The sequence below is a fragment of the Rhodococcus sp. IEGM 1307 genome, assembly GCF_030056915.1.
In the GTDB taxonomy this organism is placed as follows: domain Bacteria; phylum Actinomycetota; class Actinomycetes; order Mycobacteriales; family Mycobacteriaceae; genus Rhodococcus_F; species Rhodococcus_F opacus_D.
Window position 1 is genome coordinate 343316 of sequence record NZ_JASHKW010000005.1, and the last position, 25224, is coordinate 368539.

19 protein-coding genes and 1 riboswitch are annotated in these 25224 nt (G+C 67.8%); of the genes, 9 read left to right on the forward strand and 10 right to left on the reverse strand.

Features of this window, described 5'->3' with window-relative positions:
• Positions 1-8 precede the first annotated feature (8 nt).
• Entirely contained in the window at positions 9-1382 is a 1374-nt protein-coding gene (gene lpdA, locus QM841_RS12450; protein ID WP_283332224.1) for a dihydrolipoyl dehydrogenase, read from the reverse strand.
• 34 nt (positions 1383-1416) lie between these two features.
• The gene (gene lipA, locus QM841_RS12455; protein ID WP_283332225.1) at positions 1417-2406 is read right to left on the reverse strand and encodes a lipoyl synthase; all 990 of its coding nucleotides are present in this window, start codon (positions 2404-2406) and stop codon (positions 1417-1419) included.
• Positions 2407-2690: 284 nt separating this feature from the next.
• Positions 2691-2782, forward strand: a riboswitch (glycine riboswitch).
• A gap of 197 nt (positions 2783-2979) precedes the next feature.
• Here lipA and gcvP point away from each other — a divergent pair.
• The 5 genes from gcvP to QM841_RS12480 are packed head-to-tail and all read left to right on the forward strand — an operon-like array spanning position 2980 to position 10064.
• Positions 2980-5859 carry an aminomethyl-transferring glycine dehydrogenase gene (gcvP, locus tag QM841_RS12460; protein ID WP_283332307.1) on the forward strand — a complete coding sequence of 960 codons (2880 nt, stop codon included), beginning with the start codon at positions 2980-2982 and terminating at the stop codon, positions 5857-5859.
• A complete protein-coding gene (gene gcvT, locus QM841_RS12465; RefSeq protein WP_283332226.1) occupies positions 5856-6971 on the forward strand; it encodes a glycine cleavage system aminomethyltransferase GcvT in 1116 nt (371 codons plus the stop codon). Before gcvP ends, gcvT begins: the two co-directional genes overlap by 4 nt.
• Before the next feature lie 37 nt (positions 6972-7008).
• Complete coding sequence (gene gcvH, locus QM841_RS12470) at positions 7009-7413, forward strand: glycine cleavage system protein GcvH (RefSeq protein ID WP_005250549.1); 405 nt, start codon at positions 7009-7011, stop codon at positions 7411-7413.
• Complete coding sequence (glyA, locus tag QM841_RS12475; RefSeq protein WP_283332227.1) at positions 7410-8678, forward strand: serine hydroxymethyltransferase; 1269 nt, start codon at positions 7410-7412, stop codon at positions 8676-8678. The genes gcvH and glyA overlap by 4 nt, the downstream gene beginning before the upstream one ends.
• Before the next feature lie 3 nt (positions 8679-8681).
• Positions 8682-10064, forward strand: a complete 1383-nt coding sequence (locus QM841_RS12480) for an L-serine ammonia-lyase (protein WP_283332228.1) — start codon at positions 8682-8684, stop codon at positions 10062-10064.
• Positions 10065-10132: 68 nt separating this feature from the next.
• Here QM841_RS12480 and QM841_RS12485 read toward each other — a convergent pair whose 3' ends face one another.
• The 3 genes from QM841_RS12485 to QM841_RS12495 all read right to left on the reverse strand — a co-directional run bounded on the left by QM841_RS12485 (position 10133) and on the right by QM841_RS12495 (position 14369).
• A complete protein-coding gene (locus QM841_RS12485) occupies positions 10133-11641 on the reverse strand; it encodes a carboxyl transferase domain-containing protein (protein WP_283332308.1) in 1509 nt (502 codons plus the stop codon).
• Entirely contained in the window at positions 11641-12837 is a 1197-nt protein-coding gene (locus QM841_RS12490; protein WP_283332229.1) for a CaiB/BaiF CoA transferase family protein, read from the reverse strand. The genes QM841_RS12485 and QM841_RS12490 overlap by 1 nt, the downstream gene beginning before the upstream one ends.
• A gap of 167 nt (positions 12838-13004) precedes the next feature.
• On the reverse strand, positions 13005-14369 hold the full coding sequence (locus QM841_RS12495; RefSeq protein WP_283332230.1) for an SLC13 family permease: 1365 nt from the start codon (positions 14367-14369) through the stop codon (positions 13005-13007).
• A gap of 196 nt (positions 14370-14565) precedes the next feature.
• On the opposite strand from QM841_RS12495, the gene QM841_RS12500 reads away from it, so the two are divergent.
• Positions 14566-15261, forward strand: coding sequence for a FadR/GntR family transcriptional regulator (locus QM841_RS12500; protein WP_283332231.1), 696 nt, complete (start codon positions 14566-14568; stop codon positions 15259-15261).
• 6 nt (positions 15262-15267) lie between these two features.
• On the opposite strand, the gene QM841_RS12505 is transcribed toward QM841_RS12500, so the two are convergent.
• Genes QM841_RS12505 through QM841_RS12515 form a run of 3 tightly spaced genes read right to left on the reverse strand, consistent with a single transcriptional unit; the run spans position 15268 to position 19525 of the window.
• Positions 15268-16449 carry a CaiB/BaiF CoA transferase family protein gene (locus QM841_RS12505; protein WP_283332232.1) on the reverse strand — a complete coding sequence of 394 codons (1182 nt, stop codon included), beginning with the start codon at positions 16447-16449 and terminating at the stop codon, positions 15268-15270.
• Positions 16446-18161 (reverse strand): acyl-CoA dehydrogenase family protein, encoded by a 1716-nt coding sequence (locus tag QM841_RS12510; protein ID WP_283332233.1) that lies wholly within the window; start codon positions 18159-18161, stop codon positions 16446-16448. Before QM841_RS12510 ends, QM841_RS12505 begins: the two co-directional genes overlap by 4 nt.
• A complete protein-coding gene (locus tag QM841_RS12515; protein WP_283332234.1) occupies positions 18158-19525 on the reverse strand; it encodes an MFS transporter in 1368 nt (455 codons plus the stop codon). Before QM841_RS12515 ends, QM841_RS12510 begins: the two co-directional genes overlap by 4 nt.
• A 136-nt stretch (positions 19526-19661) precedes the next feature.
• Here QM841_RS12515 and QM841_RS12520 point away from each other — a divergent pair, with 136 nt between their 5' ends.
• On the forward strand, positions 19662-20552 hold the full coding sequence (locus QM841_RS12520; RefSeq protein WP_283332235.1) for a LysR family transcriptional regulator: 891 nt from the start codon (positions 19662-19664) through the stop codon (positions 20550-20552).
• Positions 20553-20570: 18 nt separating this feature from the next.
• Here QM841_RS12520 and QM841_RS12525 read toward each other — a convergent pair whose 3' ends face one another.
• Complete coding sequence (locus QM841_RS12525; protein ID WP_283332236.1) at positions 20571-21410, reverse strand: HpcH/HpaI aldolase/citrate lyase family protein; 840 nt, start codon at positions 21408-21410, stop codon at positions 20571-20573.
• An 86-nt stretch (positions 21411-21496) separates the two neighbouring features.
• The gene (locus QM841_RS12530; protein WP_283332309.1) at positions 21497-22945 is read right to left on the reverse strand and encodes an aspartate ammonia-lyase; all 1449 of its coding nucleotides are present in this window, start codon (positions 22943-22945) and stop codon (positions 21497-21499) included.
• Positions 22946-23062: 117 nt separating this feature from the next.
• Between QM841_RS12530 and QM841_RS12535 the strand changes: the two genes are divergently transcribed.
• Positions 23063-24424: a dicarboxylate/amino acid:cation symporter gene (locus QM841_RS12535; RefSeq protein WP_283332237.1), complete on the forward strand. Its 1362-nt coding sequence runs from the start codon at positions 23063-23065 to the stop codon at positions 24422-24424.
• A 151-nt stretch (positions 24425-24575) separates the two neighbouring features.
• Entirely contained in the window at positions 24576-25217 is a 642-nt protein-coding gene (locus QM841_RS12540) for a GntR family transcriptional regulator (protein WP_283332238.1), read from the forward strand.
• Positions 25218-25224 lie beyond the last annotated feature (7 nt).

The following is a 25224-nucleotide window of genomic DNA, read 5'->3' on the forward strand; positions in this document are numbered from 1 at the left end:
CATGGGGGTCAGCCGTGGACGTGGAGTGGCTTGCCGGCCACTGCCATCAGTGCCTCACCGAGCGCCTCGCCCTGCGTGGGGTGGGCGTGCACGAACTTCGCCGCCTGCGCGGCGTCGACCTCGAAGTTGTAGAGCAGCTGCGCCTCGCCGATCAGCTCACCGACACGGTCGCCGACCATGTGCACGCCGACCACGACCCCGGTCGGCGCCACCACGAGTTTGACCGCCCCCGACGTCTTGAGGATCTGGCTCTTGCCGTTGCCGGCGAGGTCGTAGGTGACGGTCTCGACGTTCTCGCCGAACTTCTCCCTGGCCGCGGTCTCGGTCAACCCGACGGACGCGACCTCGGGGTGGGAGTAGGTGACCCGCGGGATGCCGGTCTCGTCGATGACCTCCGGACGGAGCCCGGCGATCTCCTCCGCCACGAAGATGCCCTGCTGAAACCCGCGGTGGGCCAGCTGGAGCCCGGGGACGATGTCGCCGACCGCGAAAACGTTCGGGACCGTGGTGCGCAGTCGATCACTGGTCACCACGAAGCCCTTGTCGAGCATCACTCCGGTCTCCTCGTACCCCATGGACGCGGTGTTGGGTCCGCGCCCCACTGCGACCAGCACGACGTCGGCGTCGAGCACGTCGCCGGAGTCCAGGGTGACGGACACCGCATCCTCGTCCTGCGTCACCTCCGTCACCCGCACACCTGTCTTCGCGACGATCTTGCGACGACGGAATGCCCGCTCGAGGTACTTGGAGCTCGTCTCGTCCTCGTTCGGCACCAGCCGCGGCATCGCCTCGACGATCGTCACCGACGCACCGAACGACGCCCAGACACTGGCGAATTCGACGCCGATGACGCCGCCGCCCAGGATGATCGCCTTCTTCGGGACGGACGGCAACACGAGAGCCTCGTCGCTGGTGACGACCCGGCCACCGATGCTGATGCCGGGCAGCGTCTTCGGCGACGACCCCGTTGCCAGGACGACGGCGGCGCCCGTGATCAGCTCGTCGTCGACCTCCACTCCGTTGGGTCCGACCAACCGGCCGCGGCCGTTGACGACGGTGATGCCGTACGAGTCGACGAGGCCCTGCAGTCCCTTGTGCAGTCGGGTGACGATGGTGTTCTGGTAGCTCAGGACCTTCTCGAGGTCGACACCGTCGAACGTGACGTCGATACCGAACTGCGAGGCGGTGCGGGCACTGTCCGCGACCTCGGCGGAGTGCAGCAGCGCCTTCGTCGGAATGCACCCCTGATGCAGGCAGGTGCCGCCCAGTTCGTTCTCCTCGACGAGGATGACCGAACGGCCCAGTTCGGCCGAGCGGATGGCGGCCGCGTAGCCGCCGGAACCGCCGCCGAGGATGACGACATCTGCAGATCGGTGGGACATGGGAACTCCTTGCTGGAACGGAAGAGGGTGGGGTTCAGTGAACTGCGGTTGCGGCGACGGCCTCCGCGTGGAGGCGGCCGGCCCGATAGGAGGAGCGCACGAGCGGACCGGACAGGACGCCGAGGAAGCCGATCTCGCGGGCGATCCCGTCGAGCATGACGAACTCGTCCGGCGTCGCCCACCGTGCCACCGGATGGTGCCGGGCCGACGGCCGCAGATACTGCGTGATCGTGATCAACTGGCAGCCGGCCGCGTGCAGGTCCCGGAGGGCCTGAATCACCTCGTCCGTGGTCTCCCCCATCCCGAGGATCAGGTTCGACTTGGTGATCAGGCCGTCCTCCCGAGCCCGTGTGATCACCTCGAGGGACCGCTCGTACGTGAAGGCAGGGCGGATACGACGGAATATCCGGGGAACAGTCTCCACATTGTGCGCGAGTACTTCCGGGCGGGTGTCGAACACCTTGCGTAGTTGCGCGGCATCGGCGTTGAAATCGGGGATCAGCAGTTCGACGCCGGTGCCCGGGCACAGTTCGTGAATCTGCCGGACCGTCTCCGCGTACAGCCAGGCGCCGCCGTCCGGCAGATCGTCGCGGGCAACCCCGGTGACGGTGGCGTACCGAAGGCCCATGGTCTGCACCGACTCGGCGACCCTCCTGGGTTCGCCCCGGTCGAGTGCGGCGGGGCGGCCTGTGTCGATCTGGCAGAAGTCGCACCGCCGGGTGCACTGGCTTCCGCCGATGAGGAACGTCGCCTCTCGGTCCTCCCAGCATTCGAAGATGTTGGGACATCCCGCTTCCTGGCACACGGTGTGCAGGTTCTCGCGTTCGACGAGGGCGGCGAGGTCCCGGTATTCGGGGCCTGTCCGCATCTGCACCTTCATCCACGACGGTTTGCGTTCGACCGGGGTCTGAGCGTTGCGGACTTCGAGGCGGAGCAGTCGGCGGCCGTCAGGGGCGAGCGGAGCGACGGGGAATCGTTCAGGGGCGAGCGGAGCGACGGGGGGTGACTCAGGCTGTGCAGTCATGTGGGGAACTCCTAGGGCCGGTCGAAACCGGTCGGTATGCGTCGTCGGACCCGCGCGGTGGACAGCGCGGAACCGGGGCAGGCGATTGGGGAGAGCGAGCACACTTCGACAACCGTTGCGGCTGCGGGCATCTGGGCTCTCATCGTCCGGCGTGTGCGGTCACGTCGGAGCGAAGATGCATCGAGGATGCCAAACGACGAGGACTTTTGGCAAGACCGTCGGTCCGAGGAGACAAACCCGCGGCGTCTGTGTACTGTTTGGCCAATCACAACTGAAGACGCCGTTGACGCGCAGCGGGAGAACCTCCGTTTCGGAGGCGCCGTAGGAGCAACTTCCTCCCCGGGAATCTCTCAGGCCCCAGTACCGCAGCGCAGAGGCAACTCTGGAGAAAGTATCGGCCGTTAAGCCGGAACTTACCGAAGGTGAAGAGCACGCCGTAGTTGCGGTGCGCCCAAACTCTCAGGTTTCAGGACAGAGCGGGGAGGTGCCCCCTTGTCGATGTCCGGTGCGGTCCGGACTCAACGAAACCGGAGTCACCTCGTGCCAGCAGAACCCCGCACCGCCACCCACGGCGTGCCCCTCACCAGCGACTTTCCGTCCCGCCACATCGGTCCTGACGCCTCCGCGTCGCGGCGGATGCTCGACGCCCTCGGTTACGACAGTCTCGCGAACCTGATCGACAGCGCGGTGCCGGACCAGATCCGCAGCTCACAGCCCTTGAATCTGCCCGCGGCGCGGTCCGAGCAGCAGGTGCTCGCCGACCTGCGGGCACTGTCGGAGCGCAACGAGATCCGCGTCCAGATGATCGGCCTCGGGTACTCCGACACCATCACGCCCGCGGTGTTGCGGCGGAACATGCTCGAGTCCCCCGCCTGGTACACCGCCTACACGCCGTACCAGCCGGAGATCTCCCAGGGCCGGCTGGAGGCGCTGCTGACGTTCCAGACCGTCATCGAGGATCTCACCGCCCTTCCGCTGGCCGGGGCATCGCTGCTCGACGAGGCCACCGCCGTGATGGAGGCGGTGCTGCTGATGCGGCGCGCGAACAAGCCGAAGGCCGGCACCAACCGCGTCGTCCTCGACGCAGACTGCCTGCCGCAGACGCTGGCCGTCGTCCGGGGACGAGCGAAGGCGGTGGGCATCGAGGTGGTGGTCGCGGAACTGTCCGGGGAACTGCCCGACGGTGACATGTTCGGGGTGGTCTTCCAGGCGCCCGGTGCGAGCGGCGCGGTGCGCGACCTGGCTCCGATGATCGCCGCGGCGAAGGCGCGCGGCGCGCTGACCACCGTCGCGGCGGACCTGCTGTCGCTGACGATCCTGACGCCGCCCGGCGAGCAGGGTGCCGACATCGCCGTCGGGTCGGCGCAGCGTTTCGGTGTGCCGTTGTTCTTCGGCGGACCGCACGCCGGCTACATGGCCGTGCGCGGCGGGCTCGAGCGCATGCTGCCCGGCCGCCTCGTCGGAGTGTCCGTCGACGTCGACGGGAAGACGGCCTACCGGCTGGCTCTGCAGACCCGCGAACAGCACATCCGGCGTGACAAGGCGACCAGCAACATCTGCACGGCGCAGGCACTGCTCGCCAACGTCGCCGCGATGTACGCCGCCTACCACGGTCCGGAAGGGTTGCGCGCCATCGCAAATAGGGTGCACGCCCACGCAACGACCATTGCCGGAAGCCTGCGCGCCGCCGGTCACACGATCGTGCACGACAGCTTCTTCGACACGGTTCTCGTCCGGGTCCCGGCGGGCGCCGGGGCGATAGTGGAGTCGGCCGACCGGGACGGCATCAACCTCCGTCTCGTCGACGCCGATCACGTCGCGATCGCCTGCGACGAGTGCACCACCGACGACATCGTCCGGCGGGTGGTTACCGTGTTCGGTGCGCAGCCGACGACCGTCGCGGCGGCAGAACTGCCGTCGGCACTCGCCAGGACGTCGAACTACCTGCAGCACCCCGTGTTCCACGATCACCGCTCGGAAACCGCGATGCTCCGCTTCCTGCGCACGCTGTCGGACAAGGACCTCGCGCTCGACCGCACCATGATCCCGCTCGGATCGTGCACGATGAAACTCAACTCCGCCGTCGAGATGGAACCCATCAGCTGGCCCGGGTTCGCGTCCATCCACCCGTACGCCCCGGTCGCGCAGACGGCCGGCTACCTCGAGCTCGTCGCCGACCTGGAACGCTGGCTCGGCGAGATCACCGGCTACGACCGGGTGTCGTTGCAGCCCAATGCCGGATCCCAGGGCGAGCTGGCCGGGCTGCTCGCGATCCACGGCTATCACGAATCCCGCGGCGACTTCGGACGCAACGTCTGCCTCATCCCCCAGTCCGCGCACGGCACGAACGCCGCATCCGCGGTTCTCGCGGGCATGAAGGTCGTCGTCGTCGCGACCGCGGAGAACGGCAACATCGAGTTGGGCGACCTGCGCGCGAAGATCGCGGCGCACGAGGACGCGGTGGCCGCGATCATGTTGACCTACCCGTCCACGCACGGCGTGTACGAGAACGACGTGCGGACGGTCTGCGATCTGGTGCACGAGGCCGGCGGGCAGGTGTACGTCGACGGCGCGAACCTCAATGCGCTGGTCGGTCTCGCGCAGCCCGGCAAGTTCGGCGGCGACGTGTCACACCTGAACCTGCACAAGACGTTCTGCATCCCGCACGGCGGCGGCGGTCCCGGTGTCGGGCCTGTCGCGGTGCGCGAGCATCTGGCGCCGTTCCTGCCCGGTAATCCGCTGGGCGGCGACGACCTCGGCACCCCGGTGTCGGCCGCCAATTACGGATCGGCCGGCATCCTGCCCATCACCTGGGCGTACATCGCACTCATGGGACCCGACGGGCTGACGAGCGCCACCGAAACCGCGGTGCTCGCCGCCAATTACGTCGCCAGGTCACTGGATCAGCAGTTCCCGGTCCTGTACACGGGCCCGTCCGGTCTGGTTGCGCACGAGTGCATCCTCGACCTGCGCCCGGTCACCAAGGCGACCGGCGTCACCGCCGAGGATGTCGCGAAGCGATTGATCGACTACGGCTTCCACGCGCCCACCCTGTCGTTCCCCGTCAACGGCACGCTGATGGTGGAACCGACCGAGTCCGAGGATCTGGCCGAACTCGACCGCTTCATCGAGGCGATGATTTCGATCCGCCGCGAGATCGACCTGGTCGGTGACGGTGTGTGGCCGCTCGAGCGCAGCCCGCTGCGTCAGGCCCCGCACACCGCCGAACAGGTGACTGCGGACGAATGGGACCTGCCCTACCCGCGTCACCTGGCCGCCTACCCCGTCGCGTCGCTTCGCGCCGCCAAGTACTGGCCCCCGGTGCGTCGCATCGACGGCGTCCACGGCGACCGCAACCTCGTCTGCTCGTGCCCGGCGCCCGAGGCCTTCGAGAACACCACCGACATCGACACTTCGGCCATTGCCGAGACCCCCGAGGAGGCCTTCGCATGACCCTCACCACGACGCCCGCGTCCCCGCTGCTCGGCGAGCACGGCGCGCTGGGAGCCCATTTCACCGACTTCGCGGGCTGGCAGATGCCGCTGAAGTACGACAGCGAACTCGCCGAGCATCACGCCGTCCGGACCGCGGCAGGGTTGTTCGACCTCTCGCACATGGGCGAGATCGCGGTCACCGGCCCCGAATCCGGAGCGGTCCTGGATTACGCTCTGGCCGGCGAACTCTCGAAGATCGGCGTCGGCAGGGCCAAGTACTCCCTCCTGTGCAATGCGGACGGCGGAGTCATCGACGATCTGGTCGTCTACCGTCTCGCCAACGAGCATTTCCTCGTGGTGGCCAATGCGGCCAACGCGCCGACGGTGCACCGCGAACTGGCGGCACGCGTCGAGGGTTTCTCCGCGAACGTCGACGATCAGTCCTCGGAGACCGCACTGATCGCGGTGCAGGGACCGGCCGCGCAGGACATCGTGCAGTCCCTCGTTCCCGCCGAGCAGGTCGACACGGTGGCGGAGTTGAAGTACTACGCGGTCACGCGCGCGGTGGTCGCCGGCATCGACGTCCTCCTCGCCCGCACCGGGTACACCGGGGAGGACGGGTTCGAGCTCTACGTGCCGGACGAACTGTCCGTGCCGTTGTGGCGCGCACTGCTCGACGCCACCACGACCCGCGGTGGCGTCCCCGCCGGGCTCGCGTGCCGCGACACCCTCCGACTCGAGGCCGGAATGGCGCTGTACGGCCACGAACTGAACCTCGGCACGAATCCGTACGAGGCCGGGCTCGGCAAGGTGGTCCGGCTGAACAAGGAATTCGTCGGCCGCGATGCCCTGCAGAAGTTGTCGGATCAGTCCCCGCAGCGGGTGCTCGTCGGCCTCGCCGGAAGCGGCCGCCGGGCCGCCCGTGCCGAGTACACCGTGTTGGACGCGTCCGGCGGATCGGCGGTCGGCACCATCACGTCCGGGGCGCTGTCTCCGACGCTCGGGCATCCGATCGCGCTCGCGTTCGTAGACGTCGCGTTCCGCGAACCGGGCACCGAACTCACCGTGGACATCCGCGGCAAGAAGGAACCGTTCGTGGTCACGCCGTCGCCGTTCTACCGCCGCTCCTGAGCCGTTCCCACCCACTTCAGCCCCGAAAGGGTCACACATGTCTTCGCACGCCTTCCCTGACGACCGCAGCTACACCGACGATCACGAGTGGGTCCTGATCGAGCCGGGCGCCACGCTCCCCGACGAGCCGGTCCGCGTCGGCATCACCTCGGTCGCCGTCAACTCGCTCGGCGAGCTCGTCTTCGTCGACCTGCCGGAGGTCGGTGCGACCATCGTCGCCGGCGAATCGTGCGGCGAGGTCGAGTCGACCAAGACCGTGTCCGAGCTGTATCCGCCGGTGAGCGGCCGGGTCACCCTGATCAACACCGCCGCCGTCGACGACCCGGGACTGGTCACCTCCGACCCGTACGGCGAGGGCTGGCTGTTCGCCGTCCAGCCGTCCGCCGCCGGCGAGCTCCTCACCGCGGCCGAGTACGCCGAGAAGAACGGGGTGCAGGCATGAGCGTCCTGAACCGCGATCTCGCGGATTTCGATCCGGACGTCGCCGCACTGATCGGCAAGGAGCTGGGGCGCCAGCGCACCGGCCTCGAGATGATCGCGTCGGAGAACCACGCACCGCTTTCGGTGATGCAGGCGCAGGGGTCCGTGCTGACCAACAAGTACGCCGAGGGGTACCCGGGCCGGCGCTACTACGGCGGCTGCGAGCACGTTGACACGATCGAGCAGCTCGCCATCGACCGCGTCAAGGCGCTGTTCGCCGCCGAATACGCCAACGTGCAACCGCATTCCGGTGCCACCGCGAACGCGTCGGTGATGCACGCGCTGATCAAGCCGGGCGACACGATCCTCGGACTATCCCTCGCCGACGGCGGCCACCTCACGCACGGCATGCGCCTCAACTTCTCCGGCAAGCTCTACAACGTCGCCGCCTACGGGGTGTCCGAGCAGGACTACCGCATCGACATGGACGAGGTGGCGAAGGCGGCACGCGAGCACCGGCCGCAACTGATCATCGCCGGCTGGTCCGCCTACCCCCGGCACCTGGACTTCGCCCGCTTCCGGGAAATCGCCGACGAGGTCGGCGCATACCTGATGGTCGACATGGCCCACTTCGCGGGCCTGGTCGCCACCGGATTCCACCCGTCCCCCGTCCCGCACGCACACGTCGTCACGTCGACGACGCACAAAACCCTCGGCGGCCCCCGCGGCGGCATCATCCTGACCAACGACGCCGCCATCGCGAAGAAGATCAACTCCGCAGTGTTCCCCGGCCAGCAGGGCGGCCCACTGGAAAACGTGATCGCAGGCAAGGCAACGGCATTCAAGATGGCGGCCGAACCCGACTTCGCGGAGCGTCAGGAACGCTGCCTCGACGGTGCGAAGGTCCTCGCCGAACGGCTCAGCCGACCCGACGTCAAGGAAGCCGGAATCAGCGTCCTCACCGGCGGCACGGACGTGCACCTCGTCCTGGTCGACCTGCGGGATGCCGCCATCGACGGGCAGCAGGCCGAGGACCGCCTCGACGCGATCGGAATCACCGTCAACCGCAACGCCGTCCCGTTCGATCCGCGGCCGCCGATGGTGACGTCCGGTCTGCGCATCGGCACGCCGGCACTCGCCGCCCGCGGCTTCGGCCGCGACGACTTCGTGACGGTCGCCGACCTGATCGCCCAGGCACTGGTCGCGCCCGCCGACGCGGACACGTCCGGGTTGGCCGCCCAGGTCCGGGTGCTCGCGGACAAGTACCCGCTCTACCCGGGCTTGTAACTCGTGACGATCAGTGTGTTCGACCTGTTCTCGGTCGGTATCGGACCCTCGAGTTCGCATACGGTCGGGCCGATGCGGGCGGCGGGCACGTTCGTCGACGACCTCGACACACTCGGCCTTCTCGGGGACGTCGCCGGTGTCCGTGTCGATCTGTACGGATCGCTCGCGGCCACCGGCGCCGGCCACGGCACCATGTCGGCGATCCTCCTCGGCCTCGAGGGGTATCGGCCCGAAACCATCGCCACGGAGGAGATGGAGACGCGACTCGACGAGGTGCGGGCGAGTCGGCGGATCCGTCTCGGCGGGACGGTCGACATCCCGCTCGCCGAAGACGAGATGGTGTTGCACCCGTTGACGGTCCTGGACTTTCACCCCAACGGCATGACCCTCACCGCCACCAGCGTGACCGGCCGTGAACTGCACGCGCAGACGTACTATTCGATCGGCGGCGGATTCGTCGTCACCGGCGCCGAACCGGAGCTGCCCGTCGACGCGGGCGCGAATTCGCTGTCGTTCGGGTCGGCGCGCGAACTGCTCGCCCTCAGCGAGCACTACGGTCTCACGATCAGCGAGGTCATGCTCGAACACGAACGCGCCCTCCGGCCCGAGTCGGAGGTCCGGGCGCGGCTCCTGCACATCCGCGACGTGATGGTCGAGTGTCAGCAACGGGGCATCAGCCGGGACGGGTACCTGCCCGGCAGTCTGCGGGTGCGCCGACGCGCCCGCGGCTGGTACGAGCGGCTGAATGTGGAGGATCCGGGTCGTGATCCCGCGTTCGCCGAGGACTGGGTGAACCTGGTGGCGCTCGCCGTCAACGAGGAGAACGCGTCCGGCGGACGCATCGTCACCGCCCCCACCAACGGCGCGGCCGGCATCATCCCGGCGGTGTTGCACTACGCGCTGCACTACACCCCCGCCGGGAACGCCGACCCGGACGCAACGACGGTGCGATTCCTGTTGGCGGCAGGCGCAATCGGATCCCTGTACAAGGAACGGGCCTCGATCTCCGGGGCCGAGGTGGGCTGTCAGGGCGAGGTGGGTTCCGCGGCGTCCATGGCCGCCGCCGGGCTCGCCGAGATCCTCGGCGGCAGCCCGGAGCAGGTGGAGAACTCGGCGGAGATCGCGATGGAACACAGTCTCGGTCTCACCTGTGATCCCATCGGCGGCCTGGTGCAGATTCCGTGCATCGAGCGCAACGCCATTTCGGCGGGCAAGGCGATCAACGCCGCCCGGATGGCTCTGCGCGGTGACGGCACCCACCGGGTCAGCCTGGATCAGGTGATCGAGACGATGCGGGCCACCGGCGCCGACATGAGCTCGAAGTACAAGGAGACCTCCACCGGCGGTCTCGCGGTGAACGTGTCGGTGAATCTCGTCGAATGCTGACGTTAGTCCGCGCGGACCAGTGAATGGACGCGGTGCCGGGGATCCGATCGGGATCCCCGGCACCGCGGTCACGCATGTGCGGGCTGCAACAGACCGATCCGGTCGAATCGCTCCGCACGGTCGGAGAGTCGCTGGGTGGTGTCTGCCGCATCGAGGAGCGACAGTTCGCGGTGGAGTACCGCACCCACCCGGGTGCAGAACGCCGTGGATTCGTCTGCCGCGTCCGGGAATTCGGGGATCACCTCGTCCACGATGCCGCTCGCGAGGAGATCGGACGACCGGATTCCCTGCCGGGCGGCCATGTCCGGAGCGTGCGCGATGTCGTGGTGCAGGATCGCGCTCGCACCTTCGGGTGGCAGGGGTGAGAGCCAGCCGTGCTGGGCCGCGAGCACCCGGTCGGCCGGGATCAACGCGAGCGCGCCGCCGCCGGTGCCCTGCCCGAGCAGTAGGGAGATGGTGGGGACGTCGAGCGAGACCATGTCGGCGATGCAGCGCGCGATCTCACCGGCCAGACCGCCTTCCTCCGCCTCCTTCGACAATGCCGCGCCCGCGGTGTCGATGACCGTCACCAACGGCAGGTTCAGTTCCGCCGCCAGCCGCATTCCCCGGCGGGCTTCCCGCAGAGCGCCCGGGCCGAGCGGCGACCGCGTGGTCTGCCCTCGACGGTCCTGGCCGAGCAGGACGCACGGCATATCACCGAACCGGACGAGGGCGAGGATCAAGCCCGGATCGACCTCACCCTGACCGGTTCCGTTGAGCGGAAGAACATCCGATGCGGAGTGGAACATCACCTCCCGCACCCCCGGCCGGTCCTCGCGGCGCGAGGCGACCACCGAATCCCAGGCGGGGACGTCCGGCAGACTCTCGTGGACGGGGGCGTCCGCGAGCGACGGCCGGCAGGCACGGCTGGAGGTTATGATGCGCAGCGCGCGGTCGACGATCTCGGCGAGCTGATCCGGCGGCCGCACCGCGTCGATGAGTCCGTGCGCGTGCAGGTTCTCGGCGGTCTGGACCCCCGCCGGGAACGGCGACTCGTACAGCGCCTCGAACACGCGCGGTCCGAGGAAACCGACGAGCGCTCCGGGTTCCGCGATGGTGACGTGCCCCAGCGACCCCCAGGACGCGAACACTCCGCCGGTCGTGGGGCTCCGCAGGTAGACGAGGTACGGCAGGTGCGCCTCCTTGTGCTTGATCACCGCCGCCGTGATCTTGACCATCTGCAGGAACGCGGTCGTTCCCTCCTGCATTCGCGTGCCACCGGACGTGGGCAGGGCGAGCAGCGGAAGGCGTTCGCGCGTGGCGCGCCGGATCGCGGCGACGAGACGCTCGCCGGCGGCCACTCCGATGGAGCCGCCGAGAAAGCCGAATTCGCAGACGAGGATTGCCGTTCGGCGGCCACGGATGGTGGCCACTCCGGTCAGCACCGCCTCGTCGAGGCCGGTCTTCTCCTGTGCGCGAAGAAGTTCGTCGGCGTACTCGGGGTCCGCCGCGACCTGGATCGGGGGCGTGTCCCACGACTCCCACGTGCCGGCGTCGACTACCAGGTCGAGCAGTTCGGGAGCGGTCAGGCGAGCCATCAGCTGCACTCTTTCAGCCACGACAGCACGGTGTCGTTGTCCGCACCGAGGACCGGTGGTGCGGTGTGCCGGGTCTCGGTGACCTCGGTGCCGTCCGGTTCGAAGAACCGCAGGGGCGGGCCCGGCAGCGTGATGTTGCCGAGTGTGCGGTGGTCGACGTCGACGAGCAGTCCCTGCGACTTGGTCTGCTCCCATTCGTAGACTTCGGAGATCGTCCGGACGCGTCCCGCGGGCACCCCGATGCGGTCGAGTTCGATGAGAAGTTCGTCGCTGGTGTACGCGCCGAACGCGTCCTCGACCAGTTCCAGGACCTGCTTGTGGTTCTCGACGCGTTCGGGATTCGTGGCCATTCCGGGGGTTTCCGGATCGAGGTGGAAGCCCGCGCAGAACCGCTTCCACAGTCCTTCGCTGCCGACCGAGATCTGGACGGCGCCGTCGGCGGTGCGGAACAGCCCGTAAGGCGAGATCGACGGATGGTGGTTGCCCTGCGCCTCACCGACCTCGCCGGCGACGGTCCACTTCGTCCCCTGGAAGGCGTGCACGCCGACGACGCTGGCCAGCAACGACGTTCGCACGACGCGGCCCCGTCCGGTGCGCTCACGTTCCTGCAGGGCGGCGACGACGCCGAACGCCCCGTACATGCCGGCGAGCAGGTCCGCGATCGGCACGCCGACGCGCTGGACGTCGTCGGGATTGGGGCCGGTCAGCGACATCAGTCCGGCCTCGCCCTGCGCGATCTGGTCGTACCCCGCGCGTCCGCCTTCGGGTCCGTCGTGACCGAAACCGCTGATGGACAGGACGACCAGGCGCGGGTTCAGCTCCGCGAGCCGTTCGGTGGTGAATCCCAACCGGTCGAGGACGCCGGTGCGGAAGTTCTCCATGAGGACGTCGGCGCGCCGGACGAGGGATTCGAGGGTGGCCCGTCCGTCTTCGGCCTTGAGGTCGAGGGTGATCGACTTCTTGTTCCGATTCGCGGACAGGAAGTACGTCGATTCCCGCTTGGAGTCAGCAGGGTTCACGAAGGGCGGCCCCCATCCGCGGGTGTCGTCGCCGCCGTGCGGGGTCTCGATCTTGATGACGTCGGCGCCGAGGTCGCCGAGCATCATCGCCGCGTGGGGGCCCGCGAGTGCGCGGGTCAGATCGACGACGACCACTCCTTGCAGCGGACCTGTGCGCTCCATCGTGTTCGTGGACATGTGAAACCACCCGTTACTTCCTGGCGAGAGCCGCGAGAGCTGGACTGTTGGTGCAGTGACCTAGTGGACTAGCCAATTAAATGAAACATCTGATTCGGCCGATGTCAAGAGGTGAAAAGTCGATGCAACGACGCGGGGAGGCGGGCCGGTCGCCTCCCCGCCGGCCGTCAGAGCCAGCCGGGCACCACGAGAATCGCCCAGGCCACGAGTGGCCCGATGGCCACGACGAGGGCGCTGTACTTCAGGATCTGCTTGTAGAAACGGTCTCGATCGACATTCTGTGCGTTCGCGAGGACCAGCGCTCCGTTGGTCGAGAACGGGCTTACGTCCACGATGGTCGAGGAGATGGCAAGCGCGACGATGACGCCCACCGCGCCCACCTCGCCGGCGAGGAGGAAGGGGACGGCGAGCGGAATGGTCGCTCCCAGAATCGCCGTGGACGACGCGAATGCGGAGACGATGGCCCCGATGTAGCAGAGCAGAAGAGCGACGAGAAGAGGCATCCCCAGGCTGGCCACCGCGTTTCCGACGTACTCGACGGTGCCCGCCTCCTGCAGGACCCCCACGAAGGTGAGCACGCCGCCGATGAGCAGAACCGTCGACCAGCTGATCTGAGCGATCGCACCCTTCTGCGCCTTAGGCGAGGCGAGCGCCAGGACGACGGCCACCGTCATCGAGATGAACCCCACGTCCAGGTCGAGGATCAGCGAGAACACCGCGAGCGCGGCGAGACCGACCAGAGTGAGGGCCTGATCGAATGTGACTCCGGGGCGTGCGGGTGCGCCCGCGAGGGTCGCCGTCGGGCGCACCTTGGTCGCGGTGGCCCCTCCGGACCCCGAGCCACCTCCGGTCGCGGGCACTCCTCCGCCCGAGCCACCGGCACCAGTTCGTTCGGTGTTCTCGGCGCCGTCGTCGTGCACGCTGCGCCCGATCAGGTCCCGACCGCCCAGGAAGACGAACAGGAGCACCCCGATAGCGGCGTTGAACAGGAGGCTTCCGAGGAACAGGGTGAGCGGGCTGTTGGTCAATCCCGCCTTGGACGCGATGTCGTTGACCGTGACGCCGTAGATGCTGATCGGCGAGAAGCCGCCTGCCTGCGCTCCGTGGACGACCATCATGCCCATCAGGAGGGCGTTGATCTTGTAGCGGGCGGCGAAGCCGAGAGCGATCGGCGCGACGATCGCGACGGCGGCAGGGCCGAGCGCGCCGATCGAGGTGAGTACCGCCGTGATCCCGAACATCACCCAGGGGATCAGCGCGACACGACCGCGGACCAGCCGGACCGCCCCGCGGACCATGAGGTCGACGGTCCCGTTGTTCTGGGCGATCGCGAAGAGGTAGGTGATGCCGACCAGCGTCAGGAACAGGCTGCTGGGGAATCCGGCGATGATGTCGTCGCTGCTCATGTGCAGCGACAAGGTTCCGACGAAGAAGGCGGCAACGAAGCCGAGAGCGCCCATGTTCACGGGCAGCACGGTCGCCGCCAGGAACATGACAGCGAGCGCAAGTATGGGGATCAACTCGGTCGACATGAAAGTCTCCGGTTCTGTGGCAGTGGCATCTGGTCTCGACCGCCGCCGGCGAGCAAATTGACTCAGTGGCAGATTGGCCTAGCCACTTCATAAAAGCAGTGTCGTGGATCACTGTCAATAGGAACTGTGGATGCGGTTACATGCCTGTGCGAGATACCGTGGAGTAGTTTCAGTGGAATGGAGAGTGGGTGGCCCAGTGGCTGAGCAACTGCGTCCGGTAGCACGACCGCGGCTGTACGAGGTGATCGTCGAACAGCTCTGCGCCCATATCGCCGACCACGAGATGACGCCGGGCGACCGACTCCCCGCCGAGCGTGAACTCGCCGCTCAACTGGGCGTGAGTCGCGCTTCCCTGAGTCAGGCGCTCGTCGCCCTCGAGGTACAGGGTGTGGTGTCGGTGCGGCACGGGGACGGTGCCGTGCTCGTCCGCCGCCCCATCGAGGAACGAGCCGTCAAGGCGCTGCGCGAACACGCCGATCGTCTCCCCGAGGTGATCGAGGCCCGCGAGGCACTCGAGGTGAAGCTTGCCGGGCTCGCCGCCGAGCGCCGGACCGACGCGGAAATGGCGGCGATCGATGCCGCCCTCGCGACGATGGAAGCCGAGATCGCCGCCGGCGATCGCGGCGTCGTCGGCGACGAACAGTTCCACGAGGCCATCACCGTCGCGGCGCACTCGTCACTGCTGGCCAAGCTGATGCACGAGATTTCCGGGCTGATCCGGGAGACCCGGATCGAATCCCTGTCCCAAGCAGAACGCCCGCGGGCCTCGCTCGAAGGGCACCGCCGCATCGCGACGGCGATTCGAGACCAGGACTCCGCGGGCGCTTCCCGTGCGATGGCCGATCACATCCGGATGGTGTCCGACGTCGCGCTGCTGCGCGAGGGCGGATAACCGGGTCTACCCGCCGACCACCGACTGCGGCCGGTGGGCACCGAGGATCTCGTCGGTGTCGGCGCCGAGTACCGGCGGCGCGGACGTCAGACGCGGGCGCTCGCCTGCGAAACTGACCGGGAACGCGATCTGCTGCAGGCTGCCCAGCGTCGGGTGGTCGACCGTGCCGATCATCCCGAGTGCCGCAGTGTGCGGGTCGGCGTAGATCTCGTCGAGGTGCCGGATCGGTGACACGGGCACGGCGTGAGCGGCGAGTGTGTCGCACCAGTGCTCCACGGTTCCCGACGCGAAGGCCGTCGACAGTTCCCGCTCGAGATCGGAGCGATTCGCGACGCGGTCACGGTTGCGCTCGAATCGCGGGTCTGTCGTCAGGTCTTCGCGTGCGATCGCGGAGCACAGGCTCCCCCACTGATTGTCGTTGCCCACCGCGAGGACGAAGTATCCGTCGCTCGCGGGAAATGCTTGGTACGGAGCGAGATTGGGATGACCGGAGCCCAGCGCGCCGGGACGCTCGCCGGTCGCGAAGTAATTGGTCGCCCAGTTCACGTGCAGGGCGAGCTGGCATTCGAACAGTGACGTCGTCACGTACTGCCCTCGGCCGGTCCGCGACCGCTCCACCAGGGCAGCAAGCACTCCGATCAGACCGAAGAGTGCCGCCCCCAGATCACCCATCGCGAATCCTGCCTTCATCGGCGCCCCGCCCGGCTCACCGGTGAGAGACATCAGCCCGCCTGCGGCCTGCGCGATCATGTCGTAACCCGGTTCGTCGCGCAGCGGACCGTCCTCGCCGAACGCGGAGATGTGCAGCACGACCAGATGCGGGTACCGCTCGGACAGCGTCCGGTAGTCGAAGATTCGCTGCAATCCGCTGCCGGGCTTGAAGTTCTCGACGACGACGTCGGTCTCCTCCAGGATGCGATGGATGACGTCCTGTCCCTCTTCCGATTTGAGGTCGACGGTCACCGACTTCTTGCCCCGGTTGATCGCGAGGTAGTACGTGGCGTCGGGGCCGACGAACGGCGGACCCCACGACCGTGTCGGGTCGCCGCCGTCGGGGTGTTCGACCTTCGTGACGTCGGCGCCGAGGTCCGCGAGCGACATGGTGGCGTACGGTCCCGCGAGGATCTTCGAGAGGTCCAGCACCCGCACACCCGCGAGGGGCGCCGGGCCGGTGTGGGTGGTGTTCACAGGAGAACTCCTGTCGCAGAGTCGGATCGGGGTGCGGCGGTCTGCGCGGCATCGGCGGTGACATCGGTGTCGTCGACGACGGCAGCGAGGTGGTCGAGGGCAGCCCCCGGGAGATGTCCGGTGTCGCCGGACAGGTAGGCGTTCGCGACGAGCAGCGACCGGTAGCCGCTGCCCGAGGTGATCGCGAAGTCGGCGAGGTCGTAGAGCAGAGTGGCCATCGCCGCGCGGGCCAACTCGTTCGCGTAGCGCGCGCATCCGGCCTGCGCGGTGTCGTCGTCTCCGGCGACCAGCAGATCGCCTTCCTCGACCAGGTCGTCCCAGCGTCGGCGGAGAACATCGGCGCCGGTGCCGCAGTCGGGTCCGAGTCCGGCGAGGATGCCGCGCATCGTGTCCGCCAGCCGGCGATGCGCACCGAGCTTGCGCATGCACCGCAGCACGTCCAGGGCGATGACGTTGCTCGACCCTTCCCAGATCGACCCCAGGTGGGCGTCGCGGACCAGGCGCGCGTGGGCCCATTCCTCGATGTAACCGTTGCCGCCCCGCACCTCCATGGCCTCGCCGGTGACCACGCGCGCCCGCTTGCAGATGTAATGCTTCGCGAGCGGGGTGAGGACCCGGATCAGGGCACGAGCGGAGTCGTCGCCGGCGTCCGCCGCCTGCAGACACTGCGCGCTGTACGCCACCAGGGCGAGCGCCGCCTCGGCGTCGAGGGCGAGCGGCAGCAGGGTTGCCCGCATCAGGGGCTGGTCGAACAGGGCCTTGCCGAACACGACCCGCTCCCGGGTGTGGTCGACTGCGTCCCGCACGGCTCGTCGCATCAGCGCACTCGACCGCATCGCGTTCGACAGCCGCGACGTGTTCACCATCTCGGCCATCTGCCGGAACCCGCGGTCGAGTTCGCCCACCTGAAGGGCGTACGCACCGGCCAGCGACACTTCACCGCTGGGCATCGAGCGGGTGCCGAGCTTGTCCTTCAGCCTGTCGATCGTGTAACTGTTGCGGTCGCCGTTCGCCAAAACCTTGGGCACCATGAACATTCCGACGCCGCGGGTGGACTGGTCGTCGCCGCCGGGGAACCGGGCGAGGGTCACGATGACGTCGGCGTCGGGATTGGACGCGAACCACTTCTTCCCGGTCAGCCGCCACGCGTCGCCGTCACGCTCGGCCCGGGTCTCCGTGCGGGCGATGTCGGTGCCGGCCTGCGGTTCGGTCATGAACATCGCACCGGTCATCGCGCCGTCGGGGTCCGTCGACGTCAGTGCGTCGATCCACGGTCCGAACACGTCCGGGTCGCCGAACATGCGCAGCGTGCGGGCGGCGGCATCCGTCATCGACACCGGGCACGCCAGCCCGAACTCGGCCTGCACGAACACGTACGACGCGAGGTACTTCACCAGGTGCGGTGGGACGTCGTCCCAGCCGTGCAGGCCGCCGCGGTGCGACAGTGCCGACAGTCCGTATTCGCTGTAGGCGGCTCGGCACAGTTCCTGGTAGGAGGGGTGGTACGCGATCCGGTCGATGCGTTCGCCGTCCCGGTCGAACTGCTGCAGCACCGGCGGATTCTTGTCGGCGGTGGCGGCGAGGGCGTCGAGCCGGTCGCCGGCGTCGGCGCCCAGCCGGTCGAGCAGGGTGTTCAACTTGTCGCGGTCCGACGGTGCGGTCCACCGGTCGACGACGGCGCGCAGGGCGGGATCGGTGTGAGCGAAATTCATGAGTGGGCAGCATCTTTCCGGGTCGAGGTGTGTTCGGGGCGGGGCTCGGCGTCGGCCCGGTCCGAACGGGCTTTCCCGCGGCGGAGCAGCAGGGTCATGCAGGCGAGCGAGAGCACGACGTAGCCGAGTCCGAGGGCGACCACCGGCCAGATCGAGTCGGTGTGGGTGAGCAGGAACTGGCAGAGCACCGGGGCGGTTCCGGCGAAGATCGCCGTCGACAGCTGATACGACAGCGAGATTCCGGTGTAGCGGACGTTGGTCGGGAAGACCTGGGCGAGGATGCCGGCGAGGGCGGCGTAGTACATCGCGTGCGGCGCGGTGGCCAGCACCATGCCGAGCATGGCCAGGGGCACCGACCCGGTCTGCACGAGGAGGAACATCAACGGCAGCAACACGAGTTCGGGCAGCAGCATCCACCGGATCGCCCGCGACGGATCGATTTTCGTGGCCAGTACGGCGCCGAACGGCTGCACGAGTACCTGCGCGACGAGCGCGATCGTGATCACGAGCAGGAAGTCCCCGCGGTCGAATCCGAGGTCGGCGGTGGCCCACGCGAGTGCGAACGTGGTCTTCACGTAGGTGATGGCGACACCCGCGACCACGGCCCCCACGCCGAGGACGAGTTCGACCGGGTGCGAGCGCAGCACCTCCACGAGCGGCATCCGGGTGCGCTCCTGGGCGACGACGGCCTTCTTCATCTCCGGCGTCTCCGAGATCCGCAGCCGGATATACAGCGCGACGACGACGAGCGCGGCGGACGCGAGGAACGGCAGACGCCAGCCCCAGGACTCGAACACGCGGTCCGACAACAGCGTCAGCGCCAGGAACGCGAGGGTCGCGAGCAGATTGCCGACGGGCGAACCCTGCTGCGCGAATGCGCCGTACAGCACCTTCTTGTTCGGTGGCGCGAATTCGGTGGCGATGAGCACGGCGCCACCCCACTCACCGCCCATCGCGATGCCCTGGACCACGCGGAGCGCGACGAGGAGGATGGGTGCCCAGATCCCGATCTGCGAGTAGGTGGGGAGGCAGCCGACGCCGACCGTTCCGATCCCCATCAGGATCAGCGTGATGATGACGGCGTTCTTGCGTCCGAACTTGTCGCCGAAGTGGCCGAACACGATCCCGCCGAGTGGGCGGGCCACGAAACCGATCGCGAACGTCGCGAATGCGGCGAGGGTGCCCACCGCAGGCGAGGCGTCGGGGAAGAACAACCGGCCCAGCACGAGTGCGGAGGCGGTGCCGTAGATGTAGAAATCGAACCACTCGATGGTGGTGCCGACGAACGCGGTGACACCGGCCTTGCGGGCCTGCTTGGTGCTGTATTCGGGTGGTGCCGCGTCGCGGCCGGGATTCGGGTTCACGGTTCTCCCTGACTTTCGTGGGGCGTCACGCCGACGCAGAGGTGGTGTGCATCACTATGGTCGGGATTCCGTGTAGAGTCCAAGACTTAATTCAGCTTGTTTAGGTGATTCAGACACATAGTCTCGGGGAGGGGTCGTGGAGCTCCGTCACCTGCACGCGTTTCTCGCGGTCGCGGAAGAACTGCATTTCGGGCGGGCCGCCGAGCGTCTCCACGTGGCGCAGTCCCCGCTCAGCCAGACCGTGCGGGCCCTCGAACGGGAACTGGGAACCGATCTGTTCGTCCGCACCACCCGCTCCGTGCGGCTCACGGCCGCCGGCGAGGCGCTGGTGGGTCCGGCCCGGACCATCGAGGCGCAGGTCGGGATCGTGAAGGGCATCGCGCAGGCGGCGGCAGCCGGGGAGACCGGCCGCGTCACCGTCGGCTTCGGCGGCGCGGGCGGCTACACGGTGCTGTCCGTTCTCGCCCGCTCCCTCGCCGACGCCTACCCCGGCATCGAACTGGACCTACGCCCGCAGATGTACTCCGGTGAGGTGCTCGACGGCCTCACCCGCGGAACCCTGGACATGGGCATCGTGGGGTTGCCGATCCCGCGGGGCTTCGCCACCCACACCGTGCGTGTAGAGGCACTGATGGTCGCGGTCCCGGCCGGGCACCGTCTCGTCGACGCGGGCGCCGTCGTGCCGCAGGAACTGGCGAGCGAACGGTTCGTGATCTACCCCGCCGAACACGGTTCCGTGGTCCGCGACGCCACGCTCGCCCTGTGTGCAGCAGCAGGATTCGCCCCCGTCGTCGCGCACGAGGCGCCCGACCCGTACAGCCTGCTCGCGATGGTCGGCGCCGGGGTCGGAGTCGCCGTCGTAGTGGATTCGACCGCGCACCTCACGATGGACGGCGTCGAATACCTGCCCATCGCCGGCGACGCCCCCACCCTCCCCATCGCCATGGCCTGGCAGGACTCCAATCCCTCACCTGCGGTGCAGACGGTCACGCGGGTTCTGCGCGACGTTATCGGGGAGGTCGGGTAGCCGCTGCACGGGGGAAGCTCAGGCCGACACCGAGAAGACGTCGGCCAGGTGGGTGATTCGCAGGGCACGCGCGAGCTTCGGGCGATCGCTGCCGTCGGCGATGTTCTCACCCTGCGCGCCGAGGTGTGCGATGACCTCGGCAGCCCAGGCCACATCGCTCTGTAGCGGGGACAGTTCGCGATTGACGATCGGTGTGTGGCCGACATGCATGCAGAGCTTGCCGGTCATGCCCATCGACCTGGTGACGGCCAATGCCTCGGACAGATCGGGTTCGCCTGTCAGGCACGGGCCGTCGATGGGACCGGGGAGGTCGGCCGCCCGACTGGCGACGACGAGCCGTCCCCGTGCGTAGGCCAGCGCGTCGGGGTCGGCGCCCGCATTGGTGTCGCGGCGGAAGTCGCCGGTGCCGAATGCAATTCGGGTCGTGGCATCGGCCGAGGCGATGTCGAAAGCGAATTCGACGCCACGCGCCGATTCGACCAGGGCGAGGATCGGGATGCCGGGCAGCTCGGCAGCCGTGCGATCGATGTGGTCCGCGGATTCGGCCTTGGCGAGCATCACGCCACTCAGTCCCGGGAGCCCCCGGATCGCGTCCAGATCAGCGGTCCAGTCCGCGGTGGTGACGTCGTTGATGCGCACCCACCCGGTACCCCCACCGGCCAGAAAACGCGCAACATCCTCGCGGGCTTGTGTTTTCGAGGACGGAACGACACCGTCCTCGAGGTCGAAGATCACCGCGTCAGCCGCCGAGTTCGTGGCTGCGGCGAACTCGTCCGGACGTGAGCCCGCGACCAGGAGCCAGGAGCGCGCATGTGTCGCGGGGACTATGGCGGCGTGTGCCGACGATGTGAGGGTCATCCGATTCTCGTTTCCTCTCGATGTGACTTCTACTCGGGCGAGGACTGCGCTGTCCTGTATTCGAGGTGCTGGTTGTGAAGCGTCGATCAGTGCGCGGCGACACCGGTGAGATGGTCGAGTGCGGAGAATTCGCTGTCCACGGTGGGCGCGGTGAGCAGGCCGGCGAGTCGCCGGGGGGACAGGATGTCATCGACCTGCGCGCGAGTGAGCAGACCGTCGTCGACGGCGAGGTCGCCGACGTAGGCGCCGGTCGCCAGCGCCCTCTTGGCGATGTCCGCGCTGGCGGCATAGCCGATGAACGGCGAGAGCGCGGTGACGATGCCGATCGAGCGCCGAACACCCCGCTCGAGGTGGTCGCGGTTGGCGGTGATCCCGTCGACGCACTTCACCGCCAGGGTGTCCGATGCCGCGGCCAGGTGCGTCGTCGAGCGCAGCAGGCTGTAGACGATCACGGGTTCGAACGCGTTGAGCTGGAGTTGCCCACCCTCGGCGGCCATCGTGACCGTCAGATCGTTGCCGATCACCTCGAACGCGACCTGGTTCACCATTTCGGGGATGACCGGGTTGACCTTGCCGGGCATGATCGACGAACCGGCTTGGGCCGGAGGCAGATTGATCTCACCGAGTCCGGCGGTCGGCCCGGAGGAGGTGAGCCGCAGGTCGTTGCACGTCTTGGACAGTTTCACGGCGACACGTTTGAGGATTCCGGATACCTGCACGAATGCTCCGCAGTCCTGGGTTGCCTCGATCAGATTGCCGGCCGGGACGACCGGTTCACCGGTCAGCTCGCGCAAGTAGTTGCAGGCGAGCGCGGAGTACTCGGGATGCCCGTTGATCCCCGTGCCGATGGCGGTGCCGCCGAGGTTCGATTCCAGCAGCAGAAGCGCTCCCTCGGAGAGCCGGGCGCAGTCCTCGTTCAGCATGATCGAGTAGGCGGCGAACTCCTGCCCCAGGGTCATCGGTACCGCGTCCTGCAGCTGGGTGCGACCCATTTTGACGATGTCGTCGAATTCGATCGATTTGCGCTCGAACGACTCCGCGAGCCGACCGAGCGACGCGATCAACATTCGGAGGTGCTCGACCAGCGCGAGCTTGATCGCGGTCGGGTACACATCGTTGGTGGACTGACCCAGGTTCACGTGAGCGAGCGGGTCGAGTTCGGTGTAGGCGCCGCGCCCGAATCCGAGGATCTCGAGTGCGCGGTTCGCGATGACCTCGTTGACGTTCATGTTCGACGAGGTGCCCGCCCCGCCCTGGATCGGATCGATCGGAAACTGGTCGAGCAGTGCCCCGGCGCGAATCTCCGTGCACGCGGCCACGATCGCATCGGCCCGCCGGTCATCGAGGAGACCCAGGTCCCGGTTCGCCAGGCAGGCAGCCTGTTTCACGGTCGCCAACGCCGCGACCAGCGCCGGGTACTGACCGATGGCAGACCCGGTGATCGCGAAATTGTCCATCGCCCTGGCGGTGTGGACACCGTAGTACGCCCCCGCCGGTACCGCCAGATCTCCGATCGAATCGTGCTCGATCCGCACATCGCTGTCGCTCAACTTTTCCACCAACACCCAACTCGCCGTTCTACTTGACAGGGACTATGACGTCGATCACTGTTGTCGAACAGTACACCACATCCAATATATTGGAGCTGTTGAATGACGACAACCCGAGCCATCCCCGCTGACTCCGCGACCGCACCCGAGGACGCCGACGCGTCTCGCACACCACGCAGGTGGTGGAAGTTCTGGAAGCTGCCGATCGGCGTGCAGTCACTGATCGCCGTCGGCGTCGGCGCACTCATCGGCACGTTCGCCCCCGCCGTCGGCGAGCAACTCAAACTGGCCGGCGACGTGTTCCTCAACCTTGTTCAGATGATCGTCGTCCCCTTGGTCTTCCCGCTCATCGTGCTCGGCATCGCGCGTATGGATTCGGCGAAGAAGGTCGGGCGCATGGCCGCCAAGGCGATCCTGTATTTCGAGGTCGTCACCACGATCATCCTGCTGATGGCCGTCGCGCTTGCGAAGCTGCTCGACATCGGTTCCGGCGCCCCAGTCGCCGGCGCCGACGGTGCGTCCGTCGAGACCCTCGAGCAGGGCATCGACTTCCACGAACTACTCCTGCACGCTGTTCCCAAGAACGTCTTCGCCGCCTTCGCGGAGGGGAACCTGCTGGCAGTGATCGTGTTCGCCGGGTTCGTCGGCGTCGCACTCGCCGCGATCGGTGAGCAGTCGAAGCCGATGACGTCCGTACTCGACTCACTCGCCAGCGCGATGTTCAAGGTGGTCGGTTACGTCATTCGCCTCGCGCCCCTCGGGGTCCTGGGCTTCATCAGCTACGACGTCGCGCACTACGGGTTCGGGAACCTGTCGAGCCTGCTCGGCTTCCTCGCCGTCGTCTACGTCGGTATGGCGATCATCCTCGGCGTCATCTTTCCGATCATCGCCGCGATCTTCCGCGTCGAGTACGTCACCATGCTCAAGGCCATCGGAAATCTGGTCGGCCTCGCGTTCGTCACCCGCAGCTCCGAGGCAGTGCTCGCGCCGCTACTGCTCAAGCTCGAGGGGCTCGGCGTCAGCCGCTCGACGACCTCGTTCGTCGTGCCGCTCGGCTACTCGTTCAACACCGACGGCTCCGTTCTCTACCAGGCTGTCGCCCTGGTCTTCCTCGCCAACGCCTACGACATCGACACCTCGATCCCCACCCTGCTGCTGATGGTCGGCGTCCTGGTCATCTTGTCGAAGGGCATGGCCGGCGTGGCCTCCGCCTCGATCGTGGTGCTCATCGCCGCAGGTAACACCATCGGCCTGCCCGCCGAAGCCGTCGCGCTCCTGCTCGGAGTGGACTTCATCGCCGACATGGCCCGCACCGCGGTCAACGTCGTCGGAAACTCCCTCGCCGCATCAGTGATCGACAAGTCCGAGGAGAAAGCCGAGGCGAAGGCCGGCCGGTCCGCCGCAACGCCGGGCGACGAACTCGGCGACAAGGTCCTCGCCGGGCGACGCAACGCGGATGGGTAGCGGGGGCCCGGACAATGGACAGTCGACGAAGACGCACTCGGTATCGTCACGACAAGGCGCCAGGCACTCGCCCACGCGGCCCCCGGGAGCGTGCGGCGTGCAGAGTACAGTATCCAGTATGTTGCGTGATAATCCGGTGGAGCGCCCCCGCATGAGCGACGTCGCGTTCGAGCGGATCTGCGACGCGATCGTCACCGGTGAGCTCGCGCCCGGATCCAAGGTCAAGGACAGCGAGCTGGCCGAACATCTGGGCCTGAGCCGCACCCCGGTGCGCGAGGCTCTGACACGGCTGATCGACACCGGACTCGTCGAGGCCAAACCCGCCGCCTTCACCCGGATCACCCCGCTGAACCGGGCCGATGTCGAGGCAACGCTGGCGGTGATGGAGGTCCTGGATCAACTGGCCGTGAAAACGGGGGTGCCCAACCTCACCGACGAGATGATCGACGTGATGCGCACCGCCAACGACGACCTCGCGCAGGCGATCAAGACCGACAACATCGGTGCCGCCCTCGCTGCGGACGACACTCTCCACGGCGTCATCGTCGACGCCGCAGGCAACCCACTGCTCAAGCGCCTCATGCACCAGGTGCACCCGCAGATCCACCGGATCTACTACCGCAAGTTCTCCAGCCTCCGCGGCTGGCAGGACGCCATCGAACACCACGACAACCTGATCACACTGTGCGCGGCCCGGGACGAAGCAGCGGCCGCCGAGATATCGTCGCAACACCGACGGTTCCTCGGCGGCCTGATCGGCGAACTCTTCGACATCGACGAGTCCACCTCGTAAACTGCCG